At 65.7% G+C, this 26,046-nt stretch carries 29 protein-coding genes and 4 tRNA genes; 14 read left to right on the forward strand and 19 right to left on the reverse strand.

What is annotated here, in order from left to right; translation table 11 throughout:
* Nucleotides 1-88: 88 nt before the first annotated feature.
* Both AC6CR5_RS25775 and AC6CR5_RS25780 read right to left on the reverse strand, forming a co-directional pair.
* Nucleotides 89-1,434 (reverse strand): IS3 family transposase gene (locus AC6CR5_RS25775; protein ID WP_412169861.1). Its coding sequence is split into 2 segments (ribosomal slippage): nucleotides 89-967 and nucleotides 970-1,434, totalling 1,344 coding nucleotides; the frame shifts between segments, so codons are not numbered across the junction.
* Between the two features lie 78 nt (nucleotides 1,435-1,512).
* Complete coding sequence (locus AC6CR5_RS25780; RefSeq protein ID WP_054447213.1) at nucleotides 1,513-1,896, reverse strand: thioredoxin family protein; 384 nt, start codon at nucleotides 1,894-1,896, stop codon at nucleotides 1,513-1,515.
* A 63-nt stretch (nucleotides 1,897-1,959) separates the two neighbouring features.
* On the opposite strand from AC6CR5_RS25780, the gene AC6CR5_RS25785 reads away from it, so the two are divergent.
* The 3 genes from AC6CR5_RS25785 (at nucleotide 1,960) to AC6CR5_RS25795 (ending at nucleotide 4,646) form a co-directional block, all read left to right on the forward strand.
* Nucleotides 1,960-2,763: an EI24 domain-containing protein gene (locus tag AC6CR5_RS25785; RefSeq protein ID WP_498085048.1), complete on the forward strand. Its 804-nt coding sequence runs from the start codon at nucleotides 1,960-1,962 to the stop codon at nucleotides 2,761-2,763.
* 49 nt (nucleotides 2,764-2,812) lie between these two features.
* On the forward strand, nucleotides 2,813-3,625 hold the full coding sequence (locus AC6CR5_RS25790) for a competence/damage-inducible protein A (RefSeq protein ID WP_053500441.1): 813 nt from the start codon (nucleotides 2,813-2,815) through the stop codon (nucleotides 3,623-3,625).
* Nucleotides 3,626-3,782: 157 nt separating this feature from the next.
* Nucleotides 3,783-4,646 (forward strand): IclR family transcriptional regulator, encoded by an 864-nt coding sequence (locus AC6CR5_RS25795; protein WP_006389020.1) that lies wholly within the window; start codon nucleotides 3,783-3,785, stop codon nucleotides 4,644-4,646.
* A 129-nt stretch (nucleotides 4,647-4,775) separates the two neighbouring features.
* Here AC6CR5_RS25795 and AC6CR5_RS25800 read toward each other — a convergent pair whose 3' ends face one another.
* Nucleotides 4,776-5,753 (reverse strand): tripartite tricarboxylate transporter substrate binding protein BugD, encoded by a 978-nt coding sequence (locus AC6CR5_RS25800; protein ID WP_006389021.1) that lies wholly within the window; start codon nucleotides 5,751-5,753, stop codon nucleotides 4,776-4,778.
* A gap of 383 nt (nucleotides 5,754-6,136) precedes the next feature.
* Here AC6CR5_RS25800 and phaP point away from each other — a divergent pair, with 383 nt between their 5' ends.
* A complete protein-coding gene (gene phaP / locus AC6CR5_RS25805; RefSeq protein WP_498085049.1) occupies nucleotides 6,137-6,715 on the forward strand; it encodes a TIGR01841 family phasin in 579 nt (192 codons plus the stop codon).
* Nucleotides 6,716-6,860: 145 nt separating this feature from the next.
* Here phaP and AC6CR5_RS25810 read toward each other — a convergent pair whose 3' ends face one another.
* From AC6CR5_RS25810 to AC6CR5_RS25830, 5 genes are all read right to left on the reverse strand, one after another.
* Nucleotides 6,861-7,901 (reverse strand): quinone-dependent dihydroorotate dehydrogenase, encoded by a 1,041-nt coding sequence (locus AC6CR5_RS25810; protein WP_006389023.1) that lies wholly within the window; start codon nucleotides 7,899-7,901, stop codon nucleotides 6,861-6,863.
* A 45-nt stretch (nucleotides 7,902-7,946) separates the two neighbouring features.
* On the reverse strand, nucleotides 7,947-8,702 hold the full coding sequence (locus AC6CR5_RS25815) for an arginyltransferase (protein ID WP_020924968.1): 756 nt from the start codon (nucleotides 8,700-8,702) through the stop codon (nucleotides 7,947-7,949).
* Nucleotides 8,703-8,829: 127 nt separating this feature from the next.
* The gene (gene aat / locus AC6CR5_RS25820) at nucleotides 8,830-9,585 is read right to left on the reverse strand and encodes a leucyl/phenylalanyl-tRNA--protein transferase (protein ID WP_173000827.1); all 756 of its coding nucleotides are present in this window, start codon (nucleotides 9,583-9,585) and stop codon (nucleotides 8,830-8,832) included.
* Nucleotides 9,582-10,163: an NUDIX hydrolase gene (locus AC6CR5_RS25825; RefSeq protein WP_006389026.1), complete on the reverse strand. Its 582-nt coding sequence runs from the start codon at nucleotides 10,161-10,163 to the stop codon at nucleotides 9,582-9,584. Before AC6CR5_RS25825 ends, aat begins: the two co-directional genes overlap by 4 nt.
* A gap of 10 nt (nucleotides 10,164-10,173) precedes the next feature.
* On the reverse strand, nucleotides 10,174-11,106 hold the full coding sequence (locus AC6CR5_RS25830) for a LysR family transcriptional regulator (RefSeq protein ID WP_498085050.1): 933 nt from the start codon (nucleotides 11,104-11,106) through the stop codon (nucleotides 10,174-10,176).
* A 125-nt stretch (nucleotides 11,107-11,231) separates the two neighbouring features.
* On the opposite strand from AC6CR5_RS25830, the gene AC6CR5_RS25835 reads away from it, so the two are divergent.
* Together AC6CR5_RS25835 and AC6CR5_RS25840 are read left to right on the forward strand one after the other, a co-directional pair.
* Nucleotides 11,232-11,633 carry a DoxX family protein gene (locus tag AC6CR5_RS25835; RefSeq protein ID WP_006389028.1) on the forward strand — a complete coding sequence of 134 codons (402 nt, stop codon included), beginning with the start codon at nucleotides 11,232-11,234 and terminating at the stop codon, nucleotides 11,631-11,633.
* 96 nt (nucleotides 11,634-11,729) lie between these two features.
* On the forward strand, nucleotides 11,730-12,182 hold the full coding sequence (locus AC6CR5_RS25840) for a nuclear transport factor 2 family protein (RefSeq protein WP_047992542.1): 453 nt from the start codon (nucleotides 11,730-11,732) through the stop codon (nucleotides 12,180-12,182).
* A gap of 42 nt (nucleotides 12,183-12,224) precedes the next feature.
* Here the strand turns inward: AC6CR5_RS25840 and AC6CR5_RS25845 are convergent, their stop codons facing one another.
* From AC6CR5_RS25845 to AC6CR5_RS25865, 5 genes are all read right to left on the reverse strand, one after another.
* Nucleotides 12,225-12,815, reverse strand: a complete 591-nt coding sequence (locus AC6CR5_RS25845; protein WP_006389030.1) for a DUF2946 family protein — start codon at nucleotides 12,813-12,815, stop codon at nucleotides 12,225-12,227.
* A gap of 2 nt (nucleotides 12,816-12,817) precedes the next feature.
* Complete coding sequence (locus AC6CR5_RS25850; protein WP_006389031.1) at nucleotides 12,818-13,186, reverse strand: hypothetical protein; 369 nt, start codon at nucleotides 13,184-13,186, stop codon at nucleotides 12,818-12,820.
* 69 nt (nucleotides 13,187-13,255) lie between these two features.
* Nucleotides 13,256-13,329: transfer RNA gene (locus tag AC6CR5_RS25855), tRNA-Cys, on the reverse strand.
* Nucleotides 13,330-13,383: 54 nt separating this feature from the next.
* Nucleotides 13,384-13,459: transfer RNA gene (locus tag AC6CR5_RS25860), tRNA-Gly, on the reverse strand.
* A gap of 490 nt (nucleotides 13,460-13,949) precedes the next feature.
* Nucleotides 13,950-14,025: transfer RNA gene (locus AC6CR5_RS25865), tRNA-Gly, on the reverse strand.
* 228 nt (nucleotides 14,026-14,253) lie between these two features.
* On the opposite strand from AC6CR5_RS25865, the gene AC6CR5_RS25870 reads away from it, so the two are divergent.
* Complete coding sequence (locus tag AC6CR5_RS25870; RefSeq protein ID WP_026382626.1) at nucleotides 14,254-14,733, forward strand: carboxymuconolactone decarboxylase family protein; 480 nt, start codon at nucleotides 14,254-14,256, stop codon at nucleotides 14,731-14,733.
* 50 nt (nucleotides 14,734-14,783) lie between these two features.
* Here AC6CR5_RS25870 and pdxR read toward each other — a convergent pair whose 3' ends face one another.
* Nucleotides 14,784-16,196: a MocR-like pyridoxine biosynthesis transcription factor PdxR gene (pdxR, locus tag AC6CR5_RS25875; protein ID WP_047992540.1), complete on the reverse strand. Its 1,413-nt coding sequence runs from the start codon at nucleotides 16,194-16,196 to the stop codon at nucleotides 14,784-14,786.
* A 110-nt stretch (nucleotides 16,197-16,306) separates the two neighbouring features.
* On the opposite strand from pdxR, the gene AC6CR5_RS25880 reads away from it, so the two are divergent.
* Together AC6CR5_RS25880 and AC6CR5_RS25885 are read left to right on the forward strand one after the other, a co-directional pair.
* Nucleotides 16,307-16,753, forward strand: coding sequence for a GNAT family N-acetyltransferase (locus AC6CR5_RS25880; RefSeq protein ID WP_006389034.1), 447 nt, complete (start codon nucleotides 16,307-16,309; stop codon nucleotides 16,751-16,753).
* Nucleotides 16,750-17,388 (forward strand): FMN-dependent NADH-azoreductase, encoded by a 639-nt coding sequence (locus tag AC6CR5_RS25885; protein ID WP_026382624.1) that lies wholly within the window; start codon nucleotides 16,750-16,752, stop codon nucleotides 17,386-17,388. Before AC6CR5_RS25880 ends, AC6CR5_RS25885 begins: the two co-directional genes overlap by 4 nt.
* A gap of 251 nt (nucleotides 17,389-17,639) precedes the next feature.
* Here AC6CR5_RS25885 and AC6CR5_RS25890 read toward each other — a convergent pair.
* Nucleotides 17,640-17,715, reverse strand: a tRNA-Gly gene (locus AC6CR5_RS25890).
* Between AC6CR5_RS25890 and AC6CR5_RS25895 the strand changes: the two genes are divergently transcribed.
* Nucleotides 17,716-18,000: a hypothetical protein gene (locus AC6CR5_RS25895; RefSeq protein WP_127481512.1), complete on the forward strand. Its 285-nt coding sequence runs from the start codon at nucleotides 17,716-17,718 to the stop codon at nucleotides 17,998-18,000.
* A gap of 36 nt (nucleotides 18,001-18,036) precedes the next feature.
* Nucleotides 18,037-19,074, forward strand: a complete 1,038-nt coding sequence (gene murB / locus AC6CR5_RS25900) for a UDP-N-acetylmuramate dehydrogenase (protein ID WP_026382332.1) — start codon at nucleotides 18,037-18,039, stop codon at nucleotides 19,072-19,074.
* Nucleotides 19,075-19,138: 64 nt separating this feature from the next.
* Here the strand turns inward: murB and dapB are convergent, their stop codons facing one another.
* Nucleotides 19,139-19,930, reverse strand: coding sequence for a 4-hydroxy-tetrahydrodipicolinate reductase (gene dapB / locus AC6CR5_RS25905; RefSeq protein WP_076415311.1), 792 nt, complete (start codon nucleotides 19,928-19,930; stop codon nucleotides 19,139-19,141).
* A gap of 16 nt (nucleotides 19,931-19,946) precedes the next feature.
* Entirely contained in the window at nucleotides 19,947-20,483 is a 537-nt protein-coding gene (locus AC6CR5_RS25910) for an outer membrane protein assembly factor BamE (protein WP_006389038.1), read from the reverse strand.
* A 156-nt stretch (nucleotides 20,484-20,639) separates the two neighbouring features.
* Between AC6CR5_RS25910 and fur the strand changes: the two genes are divergently transcribed.
* Complete coding sequence (gene fur / locus AC6CR5_RS25915) at nucleotides 20,640-21,059, forward strand: ferric iron uptake transcriptional regulator (protein WP_006223539.1); 420 nt, start codon at nucleotides 20,640-20,642, stop codon at nucleotides 21,057-21,059.
* Between the two features lie 139 nt (nucleotides 21,060-21,198).
* Here the strand turns inward: fur and recN are convergent, their stop codons facing one another.
* Both recN and AC6CR5_RS25925 read right to left on the reverse strand, forming a co-directional pair.
* Entirely contained in the window at nucleotides 21,199-22,860 is a 1,662-nt protein-coding gene (gene recN, locus AC6CR5_RS25920; RefSeq protein WP_498085051.1) for a DNA repair protein RecN, read from the reverse strand.
* Nucleotides 22,861-22,873: 13 nt separating this feature from the next.
* Complete coding sequence (locus AC6CR5_RS25925) at nucleotides 22,874-23,773, reverse strand: NAD kinase (RefSeq protein ID WP_020924910.1); 900 nt, start codon at nucleotides 23,771-23,773, stop codon at nucleotides 22,874-22,876.
* Between the two features lie 129 nt (nucleotides 23,774-23,902).
* On the opposite strand from AC6CR5_RS25925, the gene hrcA reads away from it, so the two are divergent.
* Together hrcA and hemH are read left to right on the forward strand one after the other, a co-directional pair.
* Complete coding sequence (gene hrcA, locus AC6CR5_RS25930) at nucleotides 23,903-24,907, forward strand: heat-inducible transcriptional repressor HrcA (protein WP_006389041.1); 1,005 nt, start codon at nucleotides 23,903-23,905, stop codon at nucleotides 24,905-24,907.
* A 45-nt stretch (nucleotides 24,908-24,952) separates the two neighbouring features.
* Entirely contained in the window at nucleotides 24,953-26,044 is a 1,092-nt protein-coding gene (gene hemH, locus AC6CR5_RS25935; protein WP_498085052.1) for a ferrochelatase, read from the forward strand.
* The last annotated feature ends 2 nt before the right edge of the window (nucleotides 26,045-26,046 follow it).

A 26,046-nucleotide genomic window follows, 5' to 3' on the forward strand; every position in this document is an offset into this window, starting at 1 on the left:
GATCGCCGCCCCGGCGTCGCGGCCGCGCTGCGCGCCCAACGAAAAAGCGCCCTGGCAGTGAACTGACCCCCAGAAGTTGGACGGTCGGCTAAAGCCCGAAGGCCTGGACTCGGTATTGCACCGGGCTCAGGCCTTTTAGCTTGAGCTTGATGCGATCGTGATTGTAGTAACGGATGTATTGCCGGATACCGGTCTGCAACTGGTCGATGCTTTCGAAGCGGTTCAGGTGGAAGAACTCGGCCTTGAGCGTGCCGAAGAAGCTTTCCATGGCGGCATTGTCCAGGCAGTTGCCCTTGCGTGACATGCTCTGGGTCACAGACCGAGATGCCAGTATCTGCCGATAGTTGGGCTGCTGGTATTGCCATCCCTGGTCGGAGTGCAGAACGGGTCGGTCATCGGGCAACAACTTCGCCAGCGCCTTCTTCAACATGCTGCCTACGAGCTTGAACACCGGCCGGCGGCTGGTCTCGTAGGCCACGATCTCGCCGTTGTACAGGTCCATCACCGGCGACAGGTACAGCTTCTCGCCACGTACGTTGAACTCGGTCACATCGGTGACCCACTTTTGGTTCGGACGCGCCGCCTCGAAGTCGCGCGCCAACACGTTGGCCGCCACGTGGTGCGATTGGCCTCGGTAGGACCGGTACTTCTTGGCGCGCACCAGCGACTTCAAGCCTAGCGCCTGCATCAGCTTCTGCACGGTCTTGTGGTTCACTAGCTCGCCGGCCTGGCGCAAGACCGCCGTAATCCGGCGGTAGCCGTAGCGGCCCTTGTGATGGGCGTAGACCGCGCTGATGCGCTGCTTGAGCTCGGTGTACGGGTCCACGGCTCCGAACGACTTCAGGTGGTAATAAAACGTGCTGCGCGACAGCTTGGCTACGCGTAGCAGTAGTGCCAGCGGATGCTTGGGCCTTAATCCTTGGACCACTTGCGCTTTCCAACCAGCGCCCGGGTCTTCTCCGCTTCGATCAAGGCCTTCATTTTTTTTAGGTAATCGTTCTCCGCGCGCAGATAGGCCAGCTCTTGCTCGAGTTCTTCCTTGGTCATGTCCTTGGACACCGGCTCTGGGGGGTACTTATGCGGCATGCTTGCTCCTGGGCGCTTGCGCGCCAGCGCCTCTATACCCCCAGCATCATACTGGGCGCGCCATTTCATAATGTGCCCTGTATGACGAATCCCCAGCAACACCGCTGCCTGCGTGTCCGATAGACCTTCGCGCCGGATCTTGATCAGCACCGATTGTTTGAAGGCCGCACTGTACGAGCCAGATTGCCTGCGCAACCCATCAACGCCATGCGCTCGAAAGCTCTCGACCCACCGCCGCACCATGGAGTACGGCACATCGTGTCGGCGCCCCACCGATTTGAAGCCGCCTGTGCCTTGCAGGTATGCCTGCACCACCTTGATCTTGAATTGCTCTTCGTACTTCGCCATGCGAAAAACCCCCGAAGGTTGGATTGCGTCCAACTTTCGGGGGTCAGTTCACAGGGCGCTTTTTTCATATGTGCGGATTCAGGCGGCGAGCAGCCGGGGCAGGTCGGGCAACGGCGCGGTGACCGCCGCGCTGTGTTCATCCAGGCTTTCCAGCAGCCGCTCGAGATGGCCGATATGCGGCAGCATGGGGCCGTAGAAGACCACGCGTCCGCCGACCTGGACCAGCAGGGTGGGGAAGTTCTCGACGTCGACCTCGCCCAGCAGTTCGGCGTGGTCTTCGATGTCGATCCAGGCGAAGACGTGGTGCGGCAGGGTACTGGACAAGGCCCGCAGCTTGGGTTTGTATTCTTCGCAGGTGTCGCACCAGGCGGCGCAGAAACATGCCACCAGCCAGGCCTTGGGCGAGGCCGCCAGTTGGGCGCGCAGGGCGGTGAGATCGGAGCCGGGAACCAGTAATGTCATACGAGCGCGGGAAAGCGTGTTTGACTATCATACCCGGGATGACCACCCTCCATTGTTCCCGCCATGCCTGTCCTGCGCCCTGATACCGAGATGCCCGGCGCCAGCCGCTACACCCGCAGCATGGCGGGTGTGGCGCAAGCCTTCAAGCGCGCGCTCGTGTCGCAGTGCCACCCGGCCATGCTGTTCGCGCTGCTGCTGCCCTTCCTGATCGCGCTGGTCGGCGCGCTGCTGTTGTTCTGGCTGTTCTGGACGCCCCTGACCGACTGGCTCGCCGCCCAGGCCTCGCACTGGGACTTCATCAACCGCACCGACGAATGGCTGCTGGCGATGGGGCTGTTCTCGCTCAAGCTCTATCTGGTGCCGCTGGTCGCCGTGTCGATCCTGCTGCCGCTGTCGGGCGTGCTGGGCCTGGCGATCGCCGCGGTGTTCGTCATGCCGCTGGTGCTGCGCCACGTCAGCCAGCGCGAATACGCCGGTCTCAGCCGGCAGGGCAAGCTGGCCACCACCGTCAGCGTCTGGAACGCGGTATGGGTGTCGGGCGCGTTCGTGCTCGGCTGGCTGTTCACCATGCCGTTGTGGCTGGTGCCGCCGATGGCCCTGGTGCTGCCGGTCTTCTGGTGGACCTTCGCCTTCTCGCGCATGATGCGGGTCGACGCCATCGTCGAGCATGCCAGCCCGGCCGAGCGCAAACTCATCCTCGAACGCAACAATGGCGGCTTCTGGATCATCGGGTTGATCTGCGCGCTGCTCAACCTGCTGCCGCCGGCCTGGATCATCCTGCCGGTGTTTTCGGCGCTGGTCTATGCCCACTACGGACTGGACGCGGTGCAACGGCTGCGTCAGGATCGCACCATCGACGTCGCCTGACGCGGCGTCGTCCCGCCTCTCCCTCAACCGCCACTCTCTGGAACCGGACATGGCAGCAGAACCCGCCTCCCGCCGCATCGGCCTCATCATCGTCGGTGACGAAATCCTTTCGGGCCGCCGGCAGGACAAACACTTTTCCAAGGTCGTGGAACTGCTCGGCGCGCGCGGCATGCAGTTGGGCTGGGCGGAATTCCTGCCGGACGACCGCGAGACCCTGGTGGCGGCCTATCGGCGCAGCTTCGCCACCGGGGATGTGGTGTTCTCGTGCGGCGGCATCGGCGGGACGCCCGACGACCATACCCGCCAGGCCGCCGCCGCCGCGCTCGATCTGCCACTGGCCCTGCATCCCGAGGCCGAACAGGCCATCGCGCTGCGCACCGCCGAAATGGCGGCCAAGGGGCAGGGCACGGCCGACATGAGCGCGCCCGAAAACCAGCAGCGGCTGCAGATGGGCGTGTTCCCGGAGGGTTGCGAGATCGTGCCCAACCCCTACAACCGCATTCCGGGCTTTTTCATCCGTGACCACACCTTCGTGCCGGGCTTCCCGGTGATGGCGTGGCCGATGCTGGAATGGACGCTCGACACGCGCTATCGTGCGTTGCAACATACGCGCCGCCACGCCGAGCATTCCTTCCTGGTGTTCAGCATGCCGGAATCCCGCATCACGCCGGCCATGCAGACGGTGGAAACACGCTGGCCCGGCGTGCGCGCCTTCAGTCTGCCCAGCGTCGGCGAAGCCGGCGGCACGCCGCACATCGACCTGGGCGTGAAGGGCGAGCCCGAGGCGGCCGCCGAGGCATTGGCGTTTCTGCGAGCCGAAGTGTTGCGCCTGGGCGGCAAGCTGGCGCCGCCCGCGGCCTGAGGACAGATGCCGGCCGAATCGGGGAGTGTCCCCGATAGGCCGGCCAAAAAACGGTTGCCAAATGGCTCCGTAAATTTCACAATACGGGAAAGAACTGTTTGCTGCGTTGCCGCAAGTTTGCTCTTCCGGTGGCGCGGCGCGAGCCCTTTCCCCGCCTATGTCCCGCCCTTCCTCCACTCGCAACGCCCTGGATGCCGAAACCGACGGCGCCTCGGGCAGTCCCATCGCCATCCAGGTCATCGAGCGCGCCATGCGCCTGCTCGACGCGCTGGCCGCGCAGCCTGATCCCGTCACGCTCAAGGAACTGTCCGCGACCACCGGCCTGCACGCCTCCACCGCGCACCGCATCCTGAACGACCTGGTGGTGGGGCGCTACGTCGAGCGGGTGGACAACGGCCTGTATCAGCTGGGCATGCGTTTGCTTGAACTGGGCTCGCTGGTCAAGGGGCGGCTGAACGTACGCGAGGCGGCCATCGCCGCCATGCGGTCGCTGCACAAGCTGACCGGGCAGACCGTCAACCTGTCGGTGCAGCAGGGCGACGAGATCGTCTATATCGACCGCGCCTGGAGCGAGCGTTCCGGCATGCAGGTGGTGCGCGCCATTGGCGGGCGGGCGCCGCTGCACCTGACCTCCACCGGCAAGCTGTTCCTGTCCACCGCCGACACCCGCCAGGTGCGCGCCTATGCGCTCCGAACCGGCCTGGCCGGCCACACCCGCAACAGCCTGACCGACCTGGAGCGCCTCGAACGCGAGCTGGCGCTGGTGCGCCGCCATGGCTATGCGCGCGACAACGAGGAACTGGAACTGGGCGTGCGTTGCATCGCCGCGGGCATTTTCGATGACACCGGCAAGCTGGTTGCCGGGCTGTCGATCTCGGCGCCGGCCGAACGCCTGCAGGACGACTGGATCAAGGCGCTGGTCGATACCGCCGCCAGCATTTCCGAGGCCCTGGGCTACGAGCCCTCGGTGTCCAGCGGCTTCAATGGCCTGGGCATGGCGGCCGAGGCGATGCGCACCTGATACGCCCGTCGCATCCCCCAACGAAAAAGCCCCGCGGTTTCAGCAACCGAGGGGCTTTTTCACTGCCGGGGACAGGATGTCCACCAGGCGGGATAGGCAGCGCAGGCCCCGTCTGGCGGGGCCTCTGGCTTACTGCTGTTCGACGCCGGCCTTCTTGAACAGCTCGGCCCATTGCGGGACCTGCTGCTTGACCTTGGCCTCCAGCGCCTGCGGGTTGGCTTCCTTGGTCAGCACCGTCGCGCCCAGTTGCTTCATGCGCTCCTGGAACTTGGGGTCGGCCAGGCCGGCCTGCAGGCTCTTGACGAGCTTGTCGACCACCGGCTTAGGCGTGCCCTTCGGCACCCACATGCCATGCCAGATACCCACTTCGAAGCCCTTGAAGCCGGACTCGTCCATGGTGGGCAGCTTGGGCAGGGTGGGCACCCGCTGCAGGCTGGTGACGGCGTAGGCCTTGACCTTGCCGCCGTCGATCTGCTGCGTGGTGTTGGTGGTCTGGTCGCACAGCAGGTCCACCTGCTTGCCCAGCAGGTCGTTCATGGCCGGCGCCGTGCCCTTGTACGGGATGGTCAGCAGTTGCACGCCCAGGGCCTCGACCAGCATGGTGCCGCACAGGTGGCTGGCGGCGCCGATGCCGGCATTGGCCAGCGAGACCTTGTCCTTGTTCTTTTTGACGTAGTCGGCCAGTTCCTGGATGGTGTTGGGCGGGAAGTCCGAGCGCGCGATGATGGTCATCGGCACGTCGACCACCAGGCCGATGGGCTCGAAGCTCTTGTAGGGGTCGTACCCCGGATTCTTGTACAGCGAGGGCGCGGTCGAGAAGCCGGCGTGCATCAGCAGCACGGAATAGCCGTCCGGCTGCGAGCGGGCGACCTGCGTGGTGCCGATCGTGCCACCCGCGCCACCCTTGTTTTCGACCACGACAGTCTGGCCCAGGGATTGCCGCATGGCTTCAGCCAGCGAACGCGCGACGTTGTCCGTCGGGCCGCCTGCGGCGAAAGGCACCACCATGTTGATGGGGCGTTCCGGATATTCCGCGTGGGCGGCGCCGGCCGCGAGCATGGCGCTGGCCGCGAGCAGGGCCGAAAGCGTGCGGGGGATGAGGGTCATGAAGTCTCCAATTGCAGGGTTTTGCTTGCTGCGATGTGTTTTTGACCGCTGACTTATCGTTTGTGTTTGTCTGTCATCAGCGTGCAAGCAGTGTAGAAAAGAATTGATACGCCGTCATGTCCGGTATTTCCCGAATCATGGGAAATCCTTGTGCTGGATCAAATCGGCACCGGCGCCTGCACTGTTAATGTGCAAATAGTTGTTGCGTTGCACCAATATTGCTTGACAAGGTTTTTTTGGCCCGTAGAATGTCAATTGTGCAGTGCATCAAACGGGCCGGCGGTAGCTTGTAGTACCAGTTTCCGCGCACGTTCCTTATTTCGTCGCAGACACCATCCTTACCTGCCGGACAGCCTCCGGCTACCCCTAAAAGGAGCAATTCTATGAGCGCTATCCCGCAACAAGTCCTGGACCGTCAAAAAGCCAGCATCAACACTTTCGTGGCCGCCCAGTCGGCCGTGTTCGCCGGCTTCGAAAAGCTGGTCGAACTGAACCTGAAGGTCGTGCGCGCCACCCTGGACGAAGTCGCCCAGAAGTCGCAGCAAGCCGCCGACGTCAAGGATCCGCAGGAAGCCGTGGCGTTCGCCTCGGGCCTGCTGCAACCGGGCGCCGAAAAGGCCCTGGCCTACACCAAGCACGTGTATGACATCGTCGCCGGCGTGCAGGGCAACCTGGTCAAGCTGACCGAAGAACAGATCGCCGAAGGCCAGCAGCAGCTGACCGACGCCGTCGAGCAGTTCTCCAAGAACGCCCCCACGGGTTCGGAAAGCGCCGTCGCCCTGATCAAGTCCTCGCTGGCCACCGCCAACAGCGCCTACGATTCGCTGACCAAGGCCGCCAAGCAGGCCGCCGAAGTCGCCGAGTCGAACCTGAACGCCGCCGCCAACGCGACCTTCAAGGCCGCGACGGACGCCGCCGACGCCGCCACCAAGGTCGCCAGCCGCAGCCGCCGCAGCGCCTAAGTATTTGGCGCAGCGGTGCTGCGCAAATTGCAGTTATGTAGTACTGTTGAGTGACAGAGCAGAGCTGGAATTAGGGCCACCCCTCGGGGTGGCCTCTTTTTTTGCCTGTCGTCCGCGTGCCGTAGTTGGCGCGCAAGGCTGCCGTTCAGCGGCGGACGGCCCGCACGCACTCGCCCACCAGGGCGGGGCCGCGATAGATCAGTCCCGTATAGAGCTGCACGGCATCGGCGCCGGCCTGCATTTTCTCGCGTGCCTGCTGCCCCGACAGCACCCCGCCCACGCCGATGATCGCCAGGCTGTCGCCCAGGCGCTCCTTCAGGCGCCGGATCACCGCCAGCGACAGTTCATGCACCGGCGCGCCGGACAGCCCGCCCGCTTCTTCGGCGTGCGCCATGCCATTGACCGCGTCGCGCGACAGCGTGGTGTTGGTGGCGATGACGCCATCGATGCCGTGGCGGGGCAGGGTGTCGGCAATGGCGTCGATCTGCTCGACCGTCAGGTCGGGGGCGATTTTCACCGCCATCGGCACGCGCCGCTGGTGCTGGTCTTCAAGCGCGCGGCGCTTGTCCGCCAATTGCCCCAGCAACGCCGAGAGTTCGTCCCCGCCTTGCAGTGCCCGCAGGTTCTTGGTGTTGGGCGACGAAATGTTCACCGTCACGTAATCGGCATGCGGGTACACGCCCGCCAGCCCGATCAGGTAGTCGTCTGCCGCGCGCTCGATCGGCGTGTCGGCGTTCTTGCCGATGTTCAGGCCGAGGATACCGCCCTGCTTGCGCCATTGGCTGCGCTGCACGTTGGCCAGGAATGCGTCCAGGCCCTGGTTGTTGAACCCCAGGCGATTGATCAGCGCATTGGCGCGTGGCAGCCGGAACATGCGCGGCTTGGGATTGCCGGGTTGCGCGCGCGGGGTCACGGTGCCCACTTCGATGAAACCGAACCCCAGGTTGCCCAGGGCGTCGATATACGCGCCATTCTTGTCCAGGCCGGCCGCCAGTCCGATGGGGTTGGCCAGATGCATGCCCATCAGCGTGCATGGCGCCTTGGGCTGCGCATGCAGGAGCTTGCGCGTGGCGCCGCATTCATAGGCCCGTTGCAGCCCCGACAGGGTGACTTCGTGGGCGGTTTCCGCGTCCATGGCGAACAGCGCCGGGCGGGCCAGGGGATAGGCGTGGAAGAGGATCGACATGGAGCGGGATTGTAGAACGTCTTTGGGCGCGCCCGCCGCCGCGGGTCAGGCGGCGCGATCGTCGGCGCCGCCGGCCGGCGCCGGAGGCTCGCCCCAGGCGCCGTCGATCAGGTACTGGGCGGGATGGAAGCTTGCCTTGTAGGACATCTTGCGGCTGTCCTCGATCCAGTAGCCCAGGTAGAGCCAGGGCAGGTTGAGGGTGCGGCACTGCTCGATCTGCCACAGGATGCTGTAGGTGCCCAGGCTGCCAGGCACGTCGGGGTCGTAGAAGGTGTAGACGGACGACAGGCCGTCGTCCAGCACGTCGATGATCGACACCATCATCAGCACGCCGCCCGGGTCACGGAATTCGACCAGGCGGGTATTGACGCGGCTGGTCAGCAGGAACTGCGCGTACTGGGTGCGGCTGTCCTCGTCCATGCCGCCGCCTGGGTGGCGGCCTTGCTGGTAGCGGGTATAGAGACGGTAGTGTTCGGGCGACCAGGCCAGCTCCGCCACGAACGACTGCAGGTCGCGGTGGTCGCGCCAGGCCCGGCGCTGGCTCCGGTTTGGCGCGAAGCCGGCGGTATCGACCCGCACCGGCACACAGGCGTGACAGTTGTCGCAATGCGGGCGATAGGTGAACAGGCCGCTGCGGCGAAAGCCCTGCTCGACCAGTTGCGAATAAGTGCCGGCATTGATCAGGTGGCCGGGCGCGGCGACCTGCGACCGGGCCTGGCGTCCCGGCAGGTAGCTGCAAGGGTAGGGCGCGGTCGCGTAGAACTGCAGCGTGGAGAAAGGTAATTCTTTTAGCTGGCTCATTTGGAATCCCGGTGTCCGGCGCCAAGTCGGTGACGGGGACGACTACATAGTAACGCCTAACCCGCGATCCGATGTGACCAGGGGACGCATGAACGCCGCGGCCATGGCGGCGCCCGTCGCGCCGCGGCTAGCCTGCCGAGGCCGCGAACGGAATCAACCGCCCGGTGCTGTCCAGCCTGCCGGGCGCCCAGGCGATGGCGGGCCGCGAGGTCGCCGCGCGGATGTGCGCCAGGAAGCGCGAGCGCGGGATCGGCCGGGCGCCCAGGCTGGCCAGGTGCCGTGTCTGCTGCTGGCAGTCGATCCACTGCACCCCCTGGGCGCTGACATAGCGCACCAGGTAGGCCAGCGCGATCTTGGAGGCGTTGGGCGCGCGCGTGAACATCGATTCGCCGAAGAACATGCGCCCCAGGCTGATGCCGTACAGGCCGCCGGCCAGTTCGCCGTCGATCCAGGTTTCGACGCTATGGACGTAGCCGGCTTCGTGCCAGGCGCGGTACGCTTGGCGCATGGCGGCGGTGATCCAGGTGCCCGGCTGGCCCTCGCGGGGCGCGGCGCATTCGGCCATGACGGTGGCGAAGGCGGTGTTCACCCGTACCTCGATGCGCGGCGCGGCCTCGTGTTCGTGGCTGGCGACCTGGCGCAGCAGCTTGCGCAGCGAGTGCGAGGGCGCGAAGTCCTGGCAGGCCAGCACCATGCGCGGGTCGGGGCTCCACCAGAGGATCGGCTCGCCCTCGGAATACCACGGGAAAATGCCGTTGGAATAGGCCTGGACGAGGCGATCGATGGACAGGTCCGCGCCAGCCGCCAGCAGCCCGTCCGGATCCGTCAGGGCGAATTCGGCTGGCGGGAACGGCGTGTCTGCGGCGAGCCAGGGCAGCTTCAACGGTGCGATTCTAAGGTGTAGTGGTGAGGGCCGAACGTGCCGCGCTTGCGGTCCTCGAAGTAGCGTTGCAGCGTGGTCGCCACGGTGCGGAACGCCAGGTCGTCCCAGGGAATGTCGGCCTCGTCGTAGAAGCGGGCTTCCAGGCTCTCGGGGCCGGGATCCAGCTCGGGGCCGAGGACTTCGGCCAGGTAGAAGACGTGCACCTGTTCGATCTGCGGCACGTCGATGATGGTGTAGATGTCGCCCAGGCGGATACGGGCGCCGGATTCCTCCAGCGTTTCGCGGCCGGCGCCCTGCGCGGTGCTTTCGCCCAGTTCCATGAAGCCGGCCGGCAGCGTCCAGGTGTTGTAGCGCGGCTCGATCGCGCGGCGGCACAGCAGGACGCGGTTGTCCAGCACAGGCACCGTGCCGACCACCAGGCGCGGATTCTGGTAGTGGATGGCGCCACAGTGGTCGCAGATGTCACGTTCGCGGTTGTCGCCCTCGGGCACCCGGCGGTTCACGGGCGAGCCGCATTGGCTGCAGAAATTCGCACGGCGCGGCGCGGGGAAATATTCGAGGGGCGATTTGGCGGTCATGGATACGATTCTAACGGCTGCGGCGCCGGCTGGTGCGCCGCGCGGGCGGAGTCGGCGCGTTGCCACCGAAGCGCGTTTCCAGGTGTTCGACGAAGGAACGCACCTTGGGCGACAGGAAGCGGCGATGGGGATAGGCCGCGTACATGGAAATCGGGGTGTGGACATAGTCCTGCAGCAGGGCGACGAGGCGGCCGGCGCGCACGTCATCGCCCACCAGGAATTCCGGTTGCAGGATCACGCCGTGCCCGGCCAGCGCCGCGGTGCGCAGCACGTCGCCGTTGTTGGCGCGCAAGGCCGCGTTGACCCGCACCGGGTGGCTGACGCCGTCCTTCTCGAAATGCCATTCGTTGCCGGTGCTGGCGTAGGCATAGTGCAGGCAGCGGTGCTGTTTCAGGTCTTCGGGGACGAGGGGCACGCCATGGCTTTCCAGGTAGGCCGGCGCGGCGCACACCAACAGTTGCTGCGGGGCCAGCGGCCGCGCCACCAGGGATGAATCCTGCAGCGGGCCGATGCGCACCGCGACGTCATAGCCGTCCTCGACCAGATCGACCACGCGGTCGTTCAGGTCCAGGTCGATCACCACGTCCGGATAGCGCAGCAGATATTCCGCGATGGCGGGGCCCAGGTGCAGGATGCCGAACGATACCGGGGCGCTGATGCGCAGGCGGCCGCTCGGAGCCTGGCCTTCGGCCTGCAGCGACAACTCCAGGTCGGTCACTTCGGCCAATATCGGCCGCACGCGCTCGTAGAAGGCGCGGCCGGCGTCGGTCATGCTGAGCTTGCGGGTGGTGCGATTGAGCAGGCGCACGCCGTACTTCTCTTCCAGGAAGGCGATCTGCCGGGTCACCACCGAGCGCGCCTGGCCCATCTTGTCGGCGGCCGCGGCGAAGGAGCCCAGTTCGACGACCCGGACATAGGTCTGCATGGCGGTATGGGTGTCCATGATTGTTTCCTAATGGGGAACAATAAGTTGCGATTTTGCATGTTTATCTTTGTTTTTGGAATCGCAAGAATAGCGGCCATCAAGAATCTTCCCGTCCTGGGCGATTCGCTCCCGGAGAATGCACAATGATCGACACCCGTACCGCGCCGTATGCCGCGCTTTTGCTCCGCATCGCGCTGGGCGTGATGTTCCTGGCCCACGGCTTGACCAAGCTGCTGGTGTTCACGCTGCCGGGCACCGCGCAGTTCTTTGCCAAGATCGGGTTCGCCGGTTGGCTGGCCTATCCCGTGACCTTTTTTGAAATCGGCGCTGGCGCGCTGTTGATCCTCGGCGTGTGGCCGCGCTGGATCGCCGTGATCGCGGCGGTGCAGTTGTTTGTCGCGTCCAGCGTCCACTTCGGCAACGGCTGGGGTTTCGGCAACCCGGGCGGCGGCTGGGAATATCCGGTGTTCCTGGCCGTGGCTGCCGCGGTGCTGGCGCTGCTGGGCGACGGCAAGTTCGCGTTGCTCAAGAGCGGCCGCGGCTGATCGCCCCGCGCATCAAACTGTCTACTGGATTGGGCATCGTCCCCGGCGCGGCCGGCCCTAGAATGGGCCGGCCGCCTTGGCTTCTCTGGAGATCCCATGTCACCCGTTATGCGAGTCCTTGCTGCCGTCCTGTTCGCGGCCTCCCTGTCGTCCACTGCCCAGGCCTCGCCCGAACAGGAAGCCGCCAACAAGGCGGCCGTGCTGGCCTTCTACGAGAAGGGCCTGAACCAGAAGGACGCGGATGCCGCCTTGCGCTATCTGGGCGACCGCTACGTGCAGCACAACCCCAACGCCGCCGACGGGCCCGAGGGATTCCGCAAGTTCGTCGCCTTCTTGCGCGACAAGTACCCGCAGTCCAGAAGCGAGATCAAGCGTGTCTTCACCGACGGCGACTACGTGATCCTGCACGTGCACGCGGTGCGCGAGCCGGGCACGCGCGGCAACGCCATCATCGACATCTTCCGTCTCGAAAAGGGCAGGATCGTCGAGCACTGGGACGCGGTCCAGCCGATCCCCGAGCAGTCCGCCAATGGCAATGGCATGTTCTGAACGGCATGCGGCGCGGCGCGCGGCCGCAGTGGGGGGTGAGATTCAGGCGGTGGGATTTGCCTGGAAGCCGAGCACCAGCGGCACGTCGGCGCGCTCGACCTGCCGCAATGGCGCGGCGGGATAGGCGCCGGGCAGCGTGACGGGCAAGGGATGCGAGCCCGCCAGCGATTCCACGGCGTCCAGCAATGGCACGCCGTCGGACGTGGTCAAACGGTCCATCAGCGCGGGTAGATCGCGGTCCAGCACGATGCCGGGCCCTTGCGGCGCCATGGCATACAACTGTCCGGCGTCATCGAGCCACCAGGCGGTGATGGTATCGACCGGTGCGTCGGTATGCGTGACCAGGCTGCCGCCATCATCGCCCAGGCGCAGCACGTATGGCGCCGCGTCCAGCCGCACGAACACGCGTTGCGGCCCGTTCTGGAAATACCAGCGGCCATCGTTGTCGCGTTCGTAATTGCGGTTGATGAATCCCAGGATCTGCGGGTTGGTGATCGATTCGCCCGCGCCGCCTTGCGCGGCCTGTCCCTGAGGATGCAGGCGCCAGCGGCCGCGCGCGTCCAGCGACAGCCAGCCGAATACTGCCGGCACGTCGGGCCAGCGGGCAATGGCGTCTTTCACCAAGGGGTCCATGGTCAGGGGCGAATGATGATGGGGGGCGGGTTGATGACGATGGCGGGCGCCGGCATCGCCGGCACCAGAACCGGCTGGGGCGCGTAGCCATAGCGGTAGTCATCGCGGCATTTACGCTTTTCGCGATAGTCGCCGTTGCGTTTCCATTTGCGCTCGACTTCGCAGGCGCCATCCCAATACTTCTCTTTATACTCGCCGCGGCCATGCCCATGTCCATGGCGATGGTGATGGCGATCGGAATCCGCTTCGGCGGCCAGCGGCGCCAGCGTCATCAAGGCGGCGGTGGACAATGCCAACAACGTAGGGGAGGGGCGGCGGGATTTTTGATTGTTGAGCATGGGAGCGTCGTCAAATGAAAACGGCGTCACCATAGCAATCAATCGATTGACCGGGCGTAGGGATGGGTAACGAGATGCAGGGGGGGATTGCAGGGAAGGTACTGGAGGCGCAAGCCGGAATCGAACCGACGTACACGGATTTGCAATCCGCTGCATAACCACTCTGCCATTGCGCCAGTACTGCAAGAAAAAAGGAAGCTCGGTATAGGCCGGTGCTTCCTTTTTGTATTTGGAGCGGGAGACGAGTCTCGAACTCGCGACCTCAACCTTGGCAAGGTTGCGCTCTACCAACTGAGCTACTCCCGCGGGGGCACTGCGTTCTGGTGTGTTGCCAGTATGTTGCCGGTATTGCTGCCGGCACATCGACACGTTCTGAAAGAGCCCGTGTCCACCAAAGACAGCGATTATACACAGTTTTTAGGACTTGTGCGGGCTCGACGTTGCTCTACCGGAAAAAACCGCCGCGGCATCGCGCTCGTTGCCAGCGAGCAGGTCTCGCTCGCGCATGGCGCGCCCATTGCCGCTCGTGGCTCGCCTCGTCTATCGCGGTCCACCCATTGCGGTTCGATCCTTGCGCATATCGAATCCGCAGGCGCGCGACCACGAGTTGCCGCTACGACGCGATGTTGCGGCGGGCGTTGCTTTGGGGGCATTGCCCGGGAGCACTGCGGGAGCGTTGGGAACTGTAATGGGGGGGGGGCTGCTGCTGAGCGGACCCGATTGTGGTCCAGGCGGCTTTGGCGGTCCGGCGGTGGGGGCCAATGATGCGGTGGCATTCAGCCAACGACGCATCGACTGGAGCGGGAGACGAGTCTCGAACTCGCGACCTCAACCTTGGCAAGGTTGCGCTCTACCAACTGAGCTACTCCCGCGCGGGTACTGCTTTGAAGAGGCGTGAGTATACAGGATTTTGACATGCGGTCAACGAAGGCGGGACGCGGCCGTCGGATAGCGCCCTGCCCGGGGTGGGCCTGATCCGACAGCCGCATGGCCCAGGCCGAATGACGTTTCTTGGCGCTTTCTTCGCCTTGGCGACTGGCCGCAATATGCAGCCATGCGGCGATGTCGTCCGCAGGTCATCCCACCAAGGTGTTTCTGAAATGAGCCAGCGTCTGAATTACTTCCAGGTTTCCGCCGAACTGTCCAAGTACTACCTCGACTTCAGCGCCTCGCTGAAAAAGAAGGCGGTGATCAAGGAGTTCAACGACCTGGTGACCATTCGCGCCTCGCAGATCAACGGCTGCGGCTTCTGCCTGGACATGCACATCAAGCAGGCCAGGATAGCCGGCGAGCGCGAGTTGCGCCTGCACCATATCGCCATCTGGCGCGAATCCCCGCTGTTCAGCGCGCGAGAAAGGGCGGCGCTGGAATGGACCGAGGCCTTGACGGTGCTGCACCCGCATGGCGTGTCCGACGCGGTGTACGAGCAAGTGCGTGCCCAACTGTCCGAAGAGGAAATCTCGGATCTGACTTTCCTGGTCGTGGGCATCAACGGCTGGAACCGCTTGAATGTCGCTTTCCGCACCGTACCGGGCTCTGCGGATGTCGCCTTCGGCCTGGACAAGGCCGGCCTGGATTGAACCCGCGGCAATGCCCGCGCCGCTCCTTCCGGGGCGGCAGGCCGGGCGCGCTACATCAGTTCGAGTATGCGCCGGCCGAGTTGCTCGGCGCGGTCCTGCGACTCGATGTTGGTGAAGCTCATCAGCAGGCCCGAACCGCATGACGCGGCGGTAGCCCAGCGCGACAGCGCGTGCGCGTAGAGGCCATTGCTGAGCATGCGCTGCGCCAGTTCGCGGTCGGTATGGCGCCCCTTCATGCGAACCAGCAGGTGCATGCCGCCCGGCTGTGGATCGATCGGCATGCCAGGGCCGAAAACCTTGGCCAGGCCCGCCGCCGTGGCATTGCGCCGTTCCGCGTAGAGCCTGCGCATGCGCTGGATGTGGCGGGCAAAATGTCCCTCCGTCATGAATGCGCTGACCAGCGCCTGGGTCAGCCCGGGAATGCCGTTGCCCAGCACCCGGTTGACGATCTCGAAGCGCTGCACGAGCGCTGCGGGCGCCACCAGGTAAGCCAGGCGTATGCCGGGGAACATCACTTTGCTGAAAGTGCCTGCGTAAAGCACGCGGCCGTGGCGATCCAGGCTCTTGAGTGCCGGCAGCGGCCGGCTGACATAGCGGTACTCGCCGTCGTAATCATCCTCCACGATCCAGCGCTGGTGGCGCTCGGCCCAATCCAGCAATGCCTGGCGCCGGGTCAAGGACAACGTTACGCTCAGCGGGCTCTGGTGCGCCGGTGTGACGATCGCGGCGCGCGCCTGGGGAGCCTGGGCGATGCCTTGCGACACGATGATGCCTTCGCTGTCGACCTCCACGGGCGCGAACGTCAGGCCGGAGTGCTTAAGCAGTTCGCGCGTGGGCGGATAGCCGGGGTCTTCCACCCAGACCTGGTCGCCTGGTTGCAGCAGCGCCTGGATCACCAGGTTGAGGCTCTCGCGATAACCCGATGTGATGAATACTTGGTCCGGGGTGCAATGGATGCCGCGCGCGACCTGCAGGTGGGCGGCGATGGCGGTGCGCAATGCGGGCAAGCCGTCGGTGGGCGGGTAGGACAGGTCGGCCGCCTGCGTGGCGCGCAGGTGCCGAGCGCCGAGCCGCGCCCAGATCTTGCGCGGAAAGGCATCCAGCGCGGGCAGTCCCATCTGGAACGGCAGCGGTTCCGGCGGCTGGCGCCAGGTGTCGGGGTCCGGCCGCGCCGGCGGCGGCGACGGTCTGGCCGCCGGTTGGGCCTGCAGGCCGGGGGTGACCACGGTGCCGGCCTGGCCGCGCGGCTGCACGTAGCCTTCCGCGTGCAGCAGCGAGTAGGCCATTTCGATCGTGCCGCGCGCCACGCCCAGGTCCTTGGCGAGCGCGCGTGCCGAGGGGATCCGGTCGCCCGGTTTGAGCGTGCCCTGGGTGATCGCGCCCCGGAAGCGTTCATAGACCTGGCGGTACAACGGCTCGCCGCTGGTCGCGGGCGGCAGGCTGGCAAGAGGCGGGGGCATCATGGCCTAGTTGAAAGATCAATTTATGGTTCTTCAAATTATGGCATGGCTTCCCTAGCATGGTGTCTGTTCCCGCCGTCGCGGCGGGAGGCTTCATTTAGGACAGGACCGTCATGAGTCATCAGGAAATCCGTCACATCGAAACCACCGGGGAGCTGCGCGCCTGCTTCCCGGTGATGCGGGAGTTGCGCCCGCACCTGGCCGGCGAGGCCGATTTCGCCGATCGCGTCGCGCGCATGCGCGGCGAGAACTACGCCTTGCTGGCGGTGTGGGAGGAGGGCGTACCCGTGGCGCTGGCCGGCTACCGCTTTCAGGAAAACCTGATCTACGGGCGCTTTCTCTATGTGGACGATCTGGTCGTCACCGAGCGCAGTCGTGGGGCGCGCCATGGCGCCAGTCTGTTGCAAGCGCTGGAGCGCATGGCCCGCGAGGCCGGTTGTGCCAAGCTGGTGCTGGATACCGGCCTGGGCAACGCATTGGCGCAGCGCTTCTACTTCCGGCAGGGGCTGCTGACCGGCGCGATGCGCTTCAGCAAGGTCCTGGGGGAGCAAGCGGCATGAGCGTCCTGCGTTTGACTTGCAGCCCGCGCGGCGCGGATTCCGAAAGCCATCGGTTGTCGCAGTTCATTGTCGATGGCCTGGCGCGGGTCGACGCCGAGCGCGGCCACGACCTGGTCGAGCTCGACGCCAACCGGTTGCCGCATGTGGATGCCGAATACGCCTGGGCGCTGGGCTCATCCCGCGATCCGGACGGCGATCCATCGGGATCGTTGCATCAGTCCGACCGCTTGATCCGGTCCCTGGCCGATGCCGACTACGTCGTCATCGCCACGCCGATGCACAACTACACCGTGCCGTCGGCATTGAAGGTGTGGATCGATCATGTGGTGCGGGTGCGCAGCACATTCAGTGTGACGCGCGAAGGCAAGGTCGGCATCCTCGTGGACAGGCCGGTGTTCGTGGCGGTGTCCTCGGGAGGGCTGTTTTCCGGGTCCGACGCGCGCCAGCCTGATTTCCTCACGCCCTACCTGAAGGCGGCGCTGGCCACCATCGGCCTGAAGCGGTTGACATTCTTCTCGGTGGAAGGCACCGCGATGGGAGGGCAGGCCCTGGAGGCGGCCCGCTTGCGAGCCCAGGCGGATATCGCCGCGCATTTCGCGGCGTCCCCGTTCCGGGCCGACCTGCTGTCCGCCTAGGGTTCCATCCGCACGTCTTCGTGGCCTCGGGGCGTCGATGATGAATCGCGCGCCGGGGCGACGGGCGCAGGTCGTCGACGCCTCCAGGCAGCAGCGCGGCCAGGTGCGCGGCCGATGATCCAGCCGATGGTGTCCGCGCGCGATCGAACGGCAGCGATGAAGAGAGAGTGTGAGGGTGGTCGTGGAAATGAAAAAAGGGCCCGCAGGCCCTTTTTCATCATGCGCAGTGTGAAGACGCTGCGCAAAAAATCTGGAGCGGGAGACGAGTCTCGAACTCGCGACCTCAACCTTGGCAAGGTTGCGCTCTACCAACTGAGCTACTCCCGCATGGGCTTGCATGTCTGGCGCCGTGGCGCACTTTTCAGTGGCGCCGCCGGCCTTTCAGCCTGCAAACCATTTCTTATTGCCAACCGCTTTCGCGATTGCCTGATCAACTTGGTTATCGATCAGAAGGCGCGCATTCTACATGATTTTTTTCGATCGTGCTTGCCGTCGCTAATTTCAGGCGCATGTTTCATCGCTTGTTTGCCAGGGCCAGCGGATCGCTTCAAGCGCTTTAAGCTTTACGCCGCCGGGGTTGAATCGGCTGCCAAGCTCAATCAAGTAATATGAGCGAAGACAGAAAATATAGCATACCCAATAGTATCCATGTCAAATCCCTCCGCTACGGCGCCCGTGTTGACCGCTGCACCGCAGGACCTTTCCGGGCTCAATACCCTCGGCCTGGTGTCCATGGCCCAGGCCTGCGTGACGCTGGACGATGTCGCGCAATTGCCGTCCTTGTCCGAGTTGGCCGCGGGCCATGCCTCGTTGCTGGTGCTGGGCGGCGGCAGCAATCTGGTGCTGCCCGAGGCCGTGCCCGGCCTGGTGGCGCGGGTGGCGTTGCGCGGTGTGCGCCTGCTGCGGGCGGAGCCCGATGCCTGGCTGGTGGAGGCCGCCGGCGGTGAAACCTGGCATGGCTTCGTCGCCGAGTGCGTCCGGCAGGGCTGGGACGGTCTGGAAAACCTGGCCCTGATCCCGGGCACCGTGGGCGCGGCGCCGGTGCAGAACATCGGTGCCTATGGCGTCGAGCTGGCCGACCGCTTCCACAGTTTGACGGCCTGGGATGTGCGCGCGGGCCGCTACGTGGAGATGACCGCCGCCGACTGCCGCTTCGCCTATCGCGACAGCGTGTTCAAGCATCAGCCGCCCGGCGGCTGGGTCATCGTGGCGGTGCGCTTGCGCCTGCCGCGGCCGTGGCGTCCGGTGCTGGCATATCCCGACTTGCAGCGCCATCCGGGCCTGGCCGCGGGGGAATCGACCGCGCGCGCCATCTTCGATGCGGTCTGCGAGATCCGGCGCGCCAAGTTGCCGGATCCCGCCGTTACCGGCAATGCCGGCAGCTTTTTCAAGAATCCCATCGTCGCGGCCGCGCAGCGTGATGCGCTGCTCGAGCGTTTCCCAGGGCTGGTTTCCTATGCGCAACCGGACGGGCGTTTCAAGCTTGCCGCGGGCTGGTTGATCGATCAATGCGGCTGGAAAGGACGCCAGCTGGGCGCCGCCGGCGTGCATGATCGGCAAGCGCTGGTGCTGGTGAATCGCGGCGGCGCCACGGCGGCCGACATCATGGCGCTGGCGCGTGCGATCCAGGACGCGGTCATGGATCGCTATGGCGTGGCGCTGGAACCCGAACCCGTGGTCGTGTGAAGCCGCCGGCACACAAATGAAAAAGGACCCGCGCGGGTCCTTTTTTTCATGGTGGCGGCCGGGCTCAGAGCCCCAGCACCGCCTGCATGTCGTACAGGCCGTTGTGCTTGCCTTCCAGGAAACGCGCCGCGCGCAGCGCGCCTTCGGCGTAGGTGGCGCGGCTGGCCGAACGGTGCGTGATCTCGATGCGTTCGCCGATGCCGCAGAACGACACGGTGTGATCGCCGACGATGTCGCCGCCGCGCAGCACCGAGAAACCGATGGTGCCCGGTTTGCGCACGCCGGTGTCGCCGTGGCGGCTCCATGTGGCCACGTCGGGCAGGGCAACGTCCCAGGCCGAGGCGATGGTCTCGCCCATCTTGAGCGCGGTGCCCGAGGGGGCGTCGACCTTGTTGCGATGGTGGGCCTCGAAGACCTCGACGTCATAGCCCGAATTCAGGATGCGGGCGGCCATGTCCAGCAGCTTGAGCGTGGCGTTCACGCCCACGCTCATGTTGGGCGCGAACACGATGGCGGTTTTCTGCGCGGCCACTTCGATGGCGGCGCGGCCGTTGTCGTCGAAGCCGGTGGTGCCGATGACGGCCTTCACGCCCAGCCTGGCGCAGGCCTGCAGGTGTTCCAGCGTGCCCTCGGGGCGGGTGAAATCGATCAGGCAGTCGGCGTTGGCCAGGGCGGCCAGGTCATCGGTGATGGCGACGCCGGTCTGCTGGCCCAGCGGGGCGCCCGCGTCCTGGCCCAGCGAGGGCGAGCCCTTGCGGTCGAGCGCGACCGCCAGTTGCAGGCCGTCGGCCTTCAGGACGGCGTCGATCAGCATCTGGCCCATACGGCCGCTGGCGCCGGCGATAGCAATACGCATGAAGAAAATCCTTGGGTTAGCGCAGCGGCTCGGGCGCGTTGCCGGGCTGGCCGGGGTACTGGTTCATCGGGCTGGTGGGGGCGGCGGCGTCGCGCTTCTTCTGTTCTTCTTCCTGCTTGAGCCGGGCCTCGTCCTCGCTCAGGCGCTTGTCGGCCTTTTCGTCGGCGGCGGCGCTGGGCGTGTTGATCTGGTAGGGCTGCAGGTCGGGCTGCTTGTCGCCTTCCCAGCGGGTCAGCCGGTCATTCTCGAACCAGACCGTGAACTTGCGTTCCTGGGCCTCACCGTAGCCGGGCTTGTAGTAGTAGGGGTAGTCCCAGCGGTTGGCGTGCAGCACGCTGGTCAGCGTGGGGCTGCCCAGCGCGAAGCGCACCTGCTCGCGCGTCATGCCCGGCTGCAACAGCGCGACCTGTTCCTGGGTGATCCAGTTGCCTTGCTGGACACCGGCCTTGTAGGGAAAGCCCCACTTGTCCCCCGTGCAGCCGGCGAGGGCGACGGCCAGGGCGGCGATGGCCAAACCGGTCTTGAGCGAGCGGGAAGGAATTCGTGCAATCATGGACACTACGCGCCCCTATTATTTGGAAGCAGACAAAACCGTTATCATAAAGGTTTCATAAGGATAGTTCTGCGGGGCGGCAGGAATTCTGGGGAGCCGGCTCGCGGTTACCGAGTATCCTTGCCCATGCCAACGCGGACGGAGAGCGATTACACCATGAGCGACCAAAGCGAACTGAAAAACATGGGTTTGAAGGCGACTTTCCCGCGCCTGAAAATTCTTGATATCTTCCGTAAGTCGGACCAGCGCCACCTCAGCGCCGAGGACGTCTACCGTGCCCTGATCGGCGAAAACGTCGAAATCGGCCTGGCCACCGTCTATCGCGTCCTGACCCAGTTCGAACAGGCCGGCATCCTTGCCCGCAGCCAGTTCGACAGCGGCAAGGCCGTGTTCGAACTGAACGACGGCGATCACCACGACCACCTCATCTGCACCAACTGCGGCAAGGTGGTTGAATTCTCCGACCCGGACATCGAAAAGCGCCAGCAGAAGATCGCCAAGGACAATGGCTTCGCGCTGGAAAGCCACGCCATGGTGCTGTACGGCATCTGCGGCAGCTGCCTGAAAGGCCGCTGAGCTTTTTCGCGTCGGACCTGACCGCGGCCGCGCTCGCCGCGAGTCAGTGAAAGCAAAAGCCCCTTCTCTAGGAAGGGGCTTTTTTTATTCCCGGACCGAGTCCGCTTTGGGGAATGGGGATCGCTGGGCCTGAACAGTCTCAGGCCGGCGCGCGGCCGAAGCCTGCCAGCATTTCGCGGGCGTGCTCGCGGGTGGTGGCGGTGAGCTTGATGCCGCCCAGCATGCGGGCGATTTCCTCGACCCGGGCGCCGTCGTCCAGCTCCTCGATGCGCGAGCGGGTGGTGCCGCGCGATTCGGTCTTGCTGACCAGGAACTGGTTGTTGCCGCAGGCCGCGACTTGCGGCAGGTGGGTGACGCACAGCACTTGGTGGCGCTCGCCCAGTTCGCGCAGCAGCTTGCCGACGGCTTCCGCCACGGCGCCGCCGACGCCGCTGTCGACTTCGTCGAAGATCAGCGTGGGCACGCGCGCGGCGCGGCTGGCGATGACCGACAGCGCCAGCGAGATGCGCGATAGTTCTCCGCCGGACGCGACCTTGGCCAGCGGCCGCGGCGTGGTGCCGGCGTGGCCGGCCACCAGGAATTCGACGTGTTCATTGCCATGGGCCGACGGCGCGGCCGCGGCCAGCGTGGGTTCGAACTTGCCGCCCTGCATGGCCAGGGTCTGCATCGCCTGGGTGACCTGCTTGCCGAGATCCTTGGCGACCTTGCGGCGCGCCGTGGTGAGCTTGGCGGCGGCGGCGTCGTACTGCGCCTGCGCCGCCTGCGCCTGGGCGCGCAGCGCGTCGATGTCGGCGGCGGCCTGCAGGGCCGAGAGCTCGGCGTGCAGGCTGTCGCGCAAGGCGCATAGCGCCTCGGGTTCGGTGCGGAACTTGCGCGCCGTCTCGAACACCGCGCTCAGGCGCGCCTCGACGTCGGCCAGCCGGCGCGGATCGAGATCGACGCGGCTGACATAGTTGTTCAGGTCGGACACGGCTTCGCTTATGGCGATGCGGGCCGATTCGAGTTCGTCGTAGATGCCCTGCAGGCCGGTGTCGTGGCGCAGCATCTGCTGGATGCGCTGGTTGGCCGCGGTCAGCCGGTGGTGGGCGGAGTCGCCTTCGCCATCGAGCGCGTCCAGGATCTGCGTGGCGCCGTCCAGCAGCGACTGCGAGTGCGACAGGCGGGTGTGCTCGGATTGCAGGGCGTCCCATTCGTCCGGCGCGAGGCCGAGATGGTCGAGCTCATCTACCTGCCACTGCAAGCGCTCGCGTTCGGCCGCCAGGCCTGCGGCGTCTTTTTCGGCCAGCTCCAGCTGCCGCGCCAGCGCGCGCCATTGCTTCCAGGCCTGGGCTACCCCCTGGCGCAGCTCGCCGTGGCCGCCGTGCGCGTCCAGCAGGTCGCGCTGGGCTTCCGGGCGCATCAGGCTCTGGTGCGCATGCTGGCCGTGGATATCGACCAGGCTGTCGCCCAGTTCGCGCAATTGCGCCACCGTGGCGGGCGTGCCGTTGATGTAGGCGCGGCTGCGGCCCTGCGCGTCGATCACGCGGCGCAGCGCCAGTTCGTCGTCGGCGTCGATCTCGCGTTCGGCCAGCCAGGCGCGCAGCGCCGGCGGCGTGTCGAAGACGGCGGTGATGTCGGCGCGGGCGGCGCCTTCGCGCAGCACGCTGACGTCGCCGCGCTCGCCCAGCGCCAGCGCCAGCGCGTCGATGAGGATGGATTTGCCCGCGCCGGTCTCGCCGGAGAAGACGGTGAAGCCGGGACCGAAATGGATCTCGGTCTGCTCGACGATGACGAAGTCGCGGATGTGCAGGGTGCGCAGCATGTCGGGGCGCTTACTACTCTACGTTGTCGGTGGCCTGCGGCATCAGGTTCCAGTGCAGCTTGCGGCGCAGGGTGGAAAAGAAGCTGTAGCCTTCCGGATGCACGAAGCGGATGGTGTAGGGCGCGCGCTGCACCACGATGCGGTCGCCGGGCTGCAGGTCGGACCAGGTCTGCATGTCGAAATGCACGCTGGCGCCGACCTCGACGCGGCCCATGGCGGTGAGCGTCATGTTCAGCACGCCGCTGTCGGGAATGACGATGGGGCGGTTGGACAGGGTCTGCGGCGCCACCGGCACCAGCACCATGGCGTTCATGCCGGGGTGCAGGATCGGGCCGTTGGCCGACAGTGCATAGGCGGTCGAGCCGGTCGGCGTGGCGATGATCAGGCCGTCGGCGCGTTGCGTGTACATGAAGGCGCCGTCGAGTTCGACACGCACCTCGATCATGCCGCCGCGCCCGGCGCGGTTCAGCACTACGTCGTTCAGGGCCGAGGCCGCGTACATCTGCTGGTCGCCGCGCCAGGCGCTGCCTTCGAGCAGCATGCGTTCCTCGATCTGGAAGTTGCCTTCCAGCACGCGCGTCAGGGCGCCATGCGCGTCCTGCACCGGGATGTCGGTGATGAAACCCAGGTGGCCGTGGTTGATGCCGACCACCGGCACGCCGTAGGGCGCGAGGTGGCGCGCGGCGCCCAGCACCGTGCCGTCGCCGCCCATGACCACCGCCAGCGACGCATCCTTGCCGATTTCTTCGTAAGTGGCAACCGGGTATTCCGTGAGGCCGGTGTTGCGGGCCGTGTCGGCATCGACGAGCACCTGCCGCCCGGCCTGCGTGAGCGCGTGCGCGAGCGCCCTTAGCGGAGTGGCCAGGCCGGTGTCCTGGTATCTGCCGATCAGCGCGACGGTAGGAAAGTGCATGGTGGCGAGGCGAATCAGAAAAACGAAATCGGTCCGGAATCGGGCCTGTTAGCCGATTATATGGGGCCGCATATCGGCTTGCGGGACAAAAATCGCCTTAATTGGAAAAGATTCCCTAAAATACCCGCTATGGATGACCGCGCACGCGCATTACTGAAAGCGTTGATCGAACGCTACATCGCCGATGGGCAACCAGTCGGCTCGCGGACGCTATCGAAGGTTTTCGATCTGTCGCCCGCCACCATCCGCAACGTCATGGCGGACCTGGAAGAACTGGGCCTGATCCACAGTCCGCACACCTCCGCGGGGCGCATTCCCACGCCCCGTGGCTACCGCATGTTCGTCGATTCGCTGCTGGCGGTGCAGTCCTACCAGCTCGAACCCCACAACATGGGCGACATGCTGGCGGCGGCCGAACCCACCCGCGCGGTCAACGCCGCCGCGGCGCTGCTGTCGAACCTGACCCAGTTCGCCGGCGTGGTGCTGACTCCCAAGCGGGCCCAGGTCTTTCGCCAGATCGAATTCATCCGCCTGTCCGACAAGCGCGTGCTGCTGATCATCGTCACGCCCGACGGCGACGTGCAGAACCGCATCCTGTTCGTGCAGCGCGACTACGCCGAGGCCGAACTGCTGGAGGCGGGCAATTTCTTCAACGTCCATTTCGCCGGCAAGTCCTTCGACGCGGTGCGGCGCACCCTCTCGACCGAACTGGCGCAGTTGCGCGAGGACATCTCCCGGCTGATGCAGGCGGCGGTCGAGGCCAGCGCCGAAGCGGCCGAGGATGGCGACGCCGTGGTCATCTCGGGCGAGCGCAAGCTGCTCGACGTCACCGACATCGCGTCCGACATGGACCGCCTGCGCAAGATGTTCTCGCTGTTCGAGAAAAAGACCGACCTGCTGCAGCTGCTCGACGTGTCGAGCCGGGCGCAGGGGGTGCAGATCTACATCGGCGGCGATTCCCAGCTGGTGCCGATGGAAGAGGTCTCGGTCATCACCGCGCCCTACGGCGTGGACGGCAAGGTGGTCGGCACGCTCGGCGTGATCGGCCCGACCCGCATGGCCTACGAGCGCGTCATCCCGATCGTGGACATCACGGCGCGCCTGCTGTCCAACGCCCTCAGCCACAACCAGTAGTCCCACCCGAACCGACATCCTCCTGGCGGAGGAAGGGGAGTTTTTGTGTTTCTTCGCCTGTTCAAGTATCTCTGGCCTGAACGCTACCTGCCCGAAGCCGAGCAGGAAGACCCCTTCAACGAAGATCCGCCGCCGCGGGTCGAAGGCAAGGTCGGCGTGCTGCTGGTGAACCTTGGCACGCCGGACACCCCTGGCAAGAAGGACATCCGCAAGTACCTGGGCGAATTCCTGTCGGATCCCCGCGTGATCGAGATCCCGCGCTATCTCTGGAAGCCGATCCTGCACGGCCTGGTGCTGACGCTGCGTCCCAAGAAACTGGAGCCGCGCTATGCCGGCGTCTGGCTCAAGGACGGCTCGCCGCTGATGGTCTACAGCCGCCGCCAGGCCGAAGGCGTGCAGGCGGCCTTGAGCGCCGCCGGCGTCGAGGCGGTGGTCGAGCTGGGCATGCGCTACGGCAATCCCTCGATCCCCGACGCCATCTCGCGCTTGCGGGCGCAAGGATGCGAACGCATCCTGACCGTGCCGCTGTACCCGCAGTATGCCGCCAGCACCACCGCCACCGTGGTCGATGCCGTCACGCGCCATGCGGCCCGGCTGCGCGACCAGCCGGAAATGCGCTTCATCAAGCGCTTCCACCAGGAACCCCTCTACCTGGATCCGCTGGCCGCCAGCATCGAGGCGCATTGGCGCGAGCACGGCAAGCCGCAGAAACTGGTCATGAGTTTCCACGGATTGCCGCGTTATTCCATCGAGCTGGGCGATCCGTATTACCGCGACTGCATAGAAACCGCGCGGCTGCTGTCGCAGCGTCTCTCGCTGCCGCGCGAGCAGATCGAAGTGACCTTCCAGAGCCGCTTCGGCACCGCCCGCTGGCTCGAACCCTATACTGAACCGACCCTCAAGGCGCTGGCCGCCTCGGGCGTGACCGAGGTGGATGTGGTGTGTCCGGGATTTGTGGCAGACTGTCTGGAAACCCTGGAAGAGATCAGCCTGGAGTGCCGCGACGCCTTTCTTGGCGCGGGCGGCAGGCAATTCCGTTACATTCCGGCGCTGAACGACGATCCGGCCTGGATCGCAGGGTTGGCCACTCTGGTGGAACGGCACTTGCAGGGGTGGCCCACGCATTCACGGACTTGAAG

It is taken from the genome of Achromobacter sp. EG18, assembly GCF_059759395.1.

Excerpts from the sequence above, each read along its gene's own strand:
- AC6CR5_RS25910 (WP_006389038.1), bottom strand. The coding sequence starts at position 20,483 with ATGATTGCACGAATTCCTTCCCGCTCGCTCAAGACCGGTTTGGCCATC.
- murB (WP_026382332.1), top strand. The coding sequence starts at position 18,037 with ATGTCAAATCCCTCCGCTACGGCGCCCGTGTTGACCGCTGCACCGCAG.
- AC6CR5_RS25885 (WP_026382624.1), top strand. The coding sequence starts at position 16,750 with ATGAGCGTCCTGCGTTTGACTTGCAGCCCGCGCGGCGCGGATTCCGAA.
- AC6CR5_RS25880 (WP_006389034.1), top strand. The coding sequence starts at position 16,307 with ATGAGTCATCAGGAAATCCGTCACATCGAAACCACCGGGGAGCTGCGC.
- AC6CR5_RS25925 (WP_020924910.1), bottom strand. The coding sequence starts at position 23,773 with ATGCACTTTCCTACCGTCGCGCTGATCGGCAGATACCAGGACACCGGC.
- fur (WP_006223539.1), top strand. The coding sequence starts at position 20,640 with ATGAGCGACCAAAGCGAACTGAAAAACATGGGTTTGAAGGCGACTTTC.
- AC6CR5_RS25785 (WP_498085048.1), top strand. The coding sequence starts at position 1,960 with ATGCCTGTCCTGCGCCCTGATACCGAGATGCCCGGCGCCAGCCGCTAC.
- AC6CR5_RS25815 (WP_020924968.1), bottom strand. The coding sequence starts at position 8,702 with ATGAGCCAGCTAAAAGAATTACCTTTCTCCACGCTGCAGTTCTACGCG.
- recN (WP_498085051.1), bottom strand. The coding sequence starts at position 22,860 with ATGCTGCGCACCCTGCACATCCGCGACTTCGTCATCGTCGAGCAGACC.
- phaP (WP_498085049.1), top strand. The coding sequence starts at position 6,137 with ATGAGCGCTATCCCGCAACAAGTCCTGGACCGTCAAAAAGCCAGCATC.
- AC6CR5_RS25825 (WP_006389026.1), bottom strand. The coding sequence starts at position 10,163 with ATGACCGCCAAATCGCCCCTCGAATATTTCCCCGCGCCGCGCCGTGCG.
- AC6CR5_RS25870 (WP_026382626.1), top strand. The coding sequence starts at position 14,254 with ATGAGCCAGCGTCTGAATTACTTCCAGGTTTCCGCCGAACTGTCCAAG.
- AC6CR5_RS25835 (WP_006389028.1), top strand. The coding sequence starts at position 11,232 with ATGATCGACACCCGTACCGCGCCGTATGCCGCGCTTTTGCTCCGCATC.
- AC6CR5_RS25845 (WP_006389030.1), bottom strand. The coding sequence starts at position 12,815 with ATGGACCCCTTGGTGAAAGACGCCATTGCCCGCTGGCCCGACGTGCCG.
- AC6CR5_RS25790 (WP_053500441.1), top strand. The coding sequence starts at position 2,813 with ATGGCAGCAGAACCCGCCTCCCGCCGCATCGGCCTCATCATCGTCGGT.
- AC6CR5_RS25810 (WP_006389023.1), bottom strand. The coding sequence starts at position 7,901 with ATGTCGATCCTCTTCCACGCCTATCCCCTGGCCCGCCCGGCGCTGTTC.
- AC6CR5_RS25895 (WP_127481512.1), top strand. The coding sequence starts at position 17,716 with ATGGGCTTGCATGTCTGGCGCCGTGGCGCACTTTTCAGTGGCGCCGCC.
- hrcA (WP_006389041.1), top strand. The coding sequence starts at position 23,903 with ATGGATGACCGCGCACGCGCATTACTGAAAGCGTTGATCGAACGCTAC.
- dapB (WP_076415311.1), bottom strand. The coding sequence starts at position 19,930 with ATGCGTATTGCTATCGCCGGCGCCAGCGGCCGTATGGGCCAGATGCTG.
- AC6CR5_RS25800 (WP_006389021.1), bottom strand. The coding sequence starts at position 5,753 with ATGACCCTCATCCCCCGCACGCTTTCGGCCCTGCTCGCGGCCAGCGCC.
- AC6CR5_RS25795 (WP_006389020.1), top strand. The coding sequence starts at position 3,783 with ATGTCCCGCCCTTCCTCCACTCGCAACGCCCTGGATGCCGAAACCGAC.
- AC6CR5_RS25780 (WP_054447213.1), bottom strand. The coding sequence starts at position 1,896 with ATGACATTACTGGTTCCCGGCTCCGATCTCACCGCCCTGCGCGCCCAA.
- pdxR (WP_047992540.1), bottom strand. The coding sequence starts at position 16,196 with ATGATGCCCCCGCCTCTTGCCAGCCTGCCGCCCGCGACCAGCGGCGAG.
- AC6CR5_RS25840 (WP_047992542.1), top strand. The coding sequence starts at position 11,730 with ATGTCACCCGTTATGCGAGTCCTTGCTGCCGTCCTGTTCGCGGCCTCC.
- AC6CR5_RS25850 (WP_006389031.1), bottom strand. The coding sequence starts at position 13,186 with ATGGTGACGCCGTTTTCATTTGACGACGCTCCCATGCTCAACAATCAA.
- AC6CR5_RS25830 (WP_498085050.1), bottom strand. The coding sequence starts at position 11,106 with ATGGACACCCATACCGCCATGCAGACCTATGTCCGGGTCGTCGAACTG.